This window comes from Halomonas marinisediminis, assembly GCF_004347715.1.
Classification (GTDB): domain Bacteria; phylum Pseudomonadota; class Gammaproteobacteria; order Pseudomonadales; family Halomonadaceae; genus Halomonas; species Halomonas icarae.
Genome location: NZ_SLTR01000501.1, coordinates 1 through 268 on the forward strand (window position 1 = coordinate 1; position 268 = coordinate 268).

Genomic DNA, 268 nt, shown 5'->3' on the forward strand with positions numbered 1-268 from the left:
ATGCAGATGCGTGCCCGTCGAACGACCGGAATTCCCCATACCACCGATCAGATCCCCGCGCGAGACCCTTTGGCCGACCTCGACGGTCATTTTCGACAGGTGGGCGAAGCGGGTCTCTATGCCGAAGGCGTGTTCGATCTTCACCAGCCGTCCGTATCCCGATTGCCAGCCCGCATGGGTCACCACCCCGTCGGCACTGGCGTAGATCGGCGTGCCGTAGGCCCCCGCCCAGTCCATCCCCGCATGAAGCCGGTTCCCGCCGCGGATC

Annotated in this window: 1 protein-coding gene; it reads right to left on the bottom strand. The window is 65.3% G+C overall.

The genetic code is table 11. The annotated features are described in order from the left end of the window. On the bottom strand, nucleotides 1–268 hold a 268-nt coding region (locus E0702_RS17580; protein ID WP_132045795.1), incomplete at both ends, for a M23 family metallopeptidase.